Below are 3,723 nucleotides of genomic sequence, written 5' to 3' on the forward strand. Positions count from 1 at the left end.
CCCCCCCCCCCCCCCCCCCCCCCCCCCCCCCCCCCCCCCCCCCCCCCCCCCCTTTTTAGATGTGTATAAGAGACAGCCGCGCGGCCTGCAGCCGCTCGCGCTGCGCCCGGGCCTCGCGCGCGGCGGCCTCGGCCAGCGCGCGGCGCAGCGGCAGCAGGTCCTGGAACGACTTGGCTTTCATGCCTGCGGTTGTACCGCAAGCGCCGTGTCAGAACTTGTAGCGGGCGGTCACCTGCAGGTTGCGCGGCGCGCCGTACATGCCCGAGTACCACCAGCCCGACATGGAGGCGATGTACTTGCGGTCGAACAGGTTCTGCACGTTGAGGGTGGCCGAGAGCTGGTCGGTGAAGTCGTAGCGCGCCATCAGGCTGGCAAGCGCATAGGCGCCCTGGCGCGCGGTGCCGGTGCGCTCGATCTGCCAGATCTCGGCGGTGTAGGAGATGCCGCTGTTCCAGTCCACGCCGCCGCCCAGCGTGAGCCGGCGCCAGTCGCCCGGCAGCCGGTAGGTGGTCCAGACGCGGGCCATCTGGCGCGGGAAGGTGGTGTTGATGCGCTGTCCGCTCGCGTCCCGGGAGGCGCTGTAGTTGTACGAGGCCGCCAGATTCCAGCCGCGCGCCAGCGCTCCGTTGATTTCCAGGTCCACGCCCTGCGTGCGTGCGCCCTTGACCGCGCGCGAGGCGGTGTTGGTGGTGCCTGGGACGAAATGGCCCGGGTCCGGCTCCGCCAGGTTGTCCTGCCGGATCTGGTAGAGCGACGCGGCGGTGCTCACGCGGCCGCCGAGGAAGCCGCTCTTCACGCCGGCCTCGTAGGTGTTGCCCTCCTGCGGATCGAGGTAGGCGCCGTTGCGGTCGAGCGAGCTTTGCGGGTTGTAGATGGTGGCAAAGCTCGCGTAGACGGTGTGGACCTCGCTCAGCGCGTACACCAGGCCGCCGTAGGGCGTGAGCACGCGGCGCTCGGAGGAGGGCGAGCTGCCGTGGTAGCCCGCGGTGGTGCTCGTGACGTAGTCGCTGCCGTAGTTCATGAGCCTGCCGCCGGCGATCAGCTTGAGCCGCTCGGCCAGTTGGAAGCGCCCGGCGGCATACGCGCTCTTCTGGCGCCGCGTGCTGTCGAAGGTGACGAAGCGCTCGCCGAACACCGGGCTGCCGCTGCGGTCCCAGCGGTAGATGTTGACCGGCGCGCCATCGAGCCCGGTGGTGTCGAAGCTGCCGTAGGTCAGGCTCTGGAAGTCGTTGTAGTCGAAGCCGGCCACGGCCTCGTGCTGCCGGCCGAACAGGGTGAAGGGCCCGCGCAGCTTGATGTCCACCGTGTTGCTGCGCAGCCGGTAGTCGCGCCGCTCGCTGTTGAGCGTGAGCCCGTCGCCCGTGGCCTTGTCGAACGGCGCGCCGTTGACGGCCAGGTAGGTGGCGTCCTCGCGCTGCCGCGAGCGCAGGTGGTTGGCCGAGACCTTGAGCGTCCAGCCGTGGGCAAGCGTCTGCTCCAGCGCTAGGAAGCCGTTGCTGGAGTGGGTGGTGAAGCGGTTGCTGCGGCTCGCGCCGCTGAAGGACACCGGGAAATCGGTCTGCTCGGCGTCGCTGTTGAACAGCGGGTAGCCCAGGTAGGCGAACGATCCGCGCGAGCGGCTTTCCTGGTGGTCGATGCCGGCGGTGAGCTTGAGCGAACGGGTCAGGTCGGCCTCGACCACGCCGTAGAGCACGTCCTTCTTCTTGCCGTAGTCGTCGATGTAGCTGTCGCCCTCCTGGTGCACCGCCACCAGCCGGCCGCGCACGCTGCCCGCGGCGTTGAGCGGCGACGACAGGTCGATCACGCCGCGCCGGTTGCCCCACGAGCCGATGCCCGCCTCGGCCGTTCCCTGGAAGCTGCGGGTCGGCTTCTTGCGCACCATGTTGACGATGCCCGACGGATCGCCCGCGCCCGTGGTCAGGCCCGAGGCGCCGCGCAGCACCTCGATGCGGTCGTACAGAGCCATGTCGGCGATGCTCTGCGAGGGCAGCGCATCCAGGCCCAGGAACTCGGTGTGCGTGCTGACGCCGTCGACCTGGTAGTTGGTGATCGCATAGCCGCGCGCATTGGCGTTGGAGCGCTCGGTGCCGAGCGCGGCGGTGGCGATGCCCGGCGTGCGCGCGAGCACCTGGCTGATGCTCGTGAGGTTCTCGTCCTCCATGCGCTGCTGGGTCATGACGCTGATCGACTGCGGCGTGTCCTTCAGGCCCAGACCCAGCCCGGTGGCCATGCCGGTGGGCGCCTGGCTGGTGTAGGCGCCCGTGCCCTCCGTGGCGCCCGATGGCTCGGCCTGCGCCGTGACGCGCACCTCTGCCAGCGTGGCGGCGGCCACCGGCGCGGTCGCTGCGCTGCCGCCGGAGGCGACGACGGTCAGGGTGCCGCTGGGCGTCTGCGCCAGCGCCAGCCCGCTGCCGGCCAGCGCCTGCTGCGCGGCCTGGGTCACGGTGAAACGGCCTTGCACGGCCCCGGATTGCCGGCCGGCCACCAGCGCGGGAGCCGCGCTGATGGCGCGCCCGCCCTGGCGTGCGATGCGCGCCAGCACCACGCCGAGCGCGTCGGCCGGCAGGTTCCACTCCATCGCGGCATCGGTGCCGGCCGCGGCCGGGGCGGTGGCGGCCGTCTGCGCCAGCGCGGCACCGCAGGCGAGCAGGGCGGCCAGCGCCAGCGCGGCTGGCCGGGGGCGGAAGGAGGCAAGGGATGGCTGCGTCACGTCGGACTTCCTCGTCGGTTCTGGTGGATCGGGGTGTTCAACCCCGTATGACCCGCGAGGGGGAAAAACCCGTCAGCCGCTGCCGGGCGGCAAGGCCCTCAGGTGCCGGGCGTGTCGACGAACACCAGCCAGTCGCCCCAATGCCGCACACGCAGCGGCAGCGTGTCCGCCAGGTCCTGCAGCACCTGCATCGGCCGGTCCAACGGAAACACGCCGTAGACGCCGATGCGCGCGGCCGCCGCGCTGGCGCGCAGCAGCGCCGGCGTGTAGGGGCGCAGGGCGTCCAGCACCTCGGCCAGCGGCCGGTCGTGCACCTCCAGCAGGCCGGCGGACCATGCGCTCGCGTCGGCACGGGCGGCGGGGCGCTGCGTGATGCCCTCGGCCTGCATCCAGGCGCTGGCGCCTTCCCGCAGGTCCAGGCGTGCGCCCGTGCGCTGCGTGCTCAGGCGCACGCTGTGCTCCAGCACCGACACCAGCGTGCGGCCGGCGTCCTGCTGCACCATGAAGCGCGTGCCCAGCGCGCGCACCGTGCCTTCGGCGCTCTGCACGAGGAAGGGCCGCCGCGCATCCGGCGCCACCTGGGCGATCAGGGCGCCGCCGCGCAGCCGCACCCGGCGCTGCGTGGGGCTGAAATCCAGGTCCGCGGCCGAGCGGGCGTTGAGCAGCAGTTCGCTGCCGTCCTCCAGCACGAAGCGCCGGCGCTCGGCCGTGCCGGTGCGCAGATCGGCGGACCAGGCCATGAGCGGCGCGCGCCGCTCGAACCAGAGGCCGCTGCCGGTGGCGGCCAGCAGCGCCGCCGCGCTGCCGCCCAGCAGCTGTCTCTTATACACATCTGACGCTGCCGACGAAGAGAACCTAGTGGTGGTGTGGGGGGGGGGGGGGTGGGTAAGGGGGGGGGGGGGGGGGGGGGGGGGGGGGGGGGGGGGGGGGGGGGGGGGGGGGGGGGGGGGGGGGGGGGGGGGGGGGGGGGGGGGGGGGGGGGGGGGGGGGGGGGGGGGGGGGGGGGGGGGGGG

At 73.0% G+C, this 3,723-nt stretch carries 3 protein-coding genes; all 3 read right to left on the reverse strand.

The window, feature by feature from the left end:
* The coding region (locus JHD63_RS21955) for a hypothetical protein (RefSeq protein ID WP_198972912.1) at positions 1 to 200 on the reverse strand (200 nt) is incomplete at its 3' end.
* A gap of 8 nt (positions 201 to 208) precedes the next feature.
* Entirely contained in the window at positions 209 to 2,710 is a 2,502-nt protein-coding gene (locus JHD63_RS21960; protein WP_198972913.1) for a TonB-dependent siderophore receptor, read from the reverse strand.
* Positions 2,711 to 2,808: 98 nt separating this feature from the next.
* Positions 2,809 to 3,723, reverse strand: a 915-nt coding sequence (locus JHD63_RS21965; protein ID WP_198972914.1) for a FecR family protein, incomplete at its 5' end; no start/stop codon positions are given.

This window comes from Xylophilus sp. ASV27, from assembly GCF_016428875.1.
Taxonomy (GTDB): domain Bacteria; phylum Pseudomonadota; class Gammaproteobacteria; order Burkholderiales; family Burkholderiaceae_C; genus Xylophilus.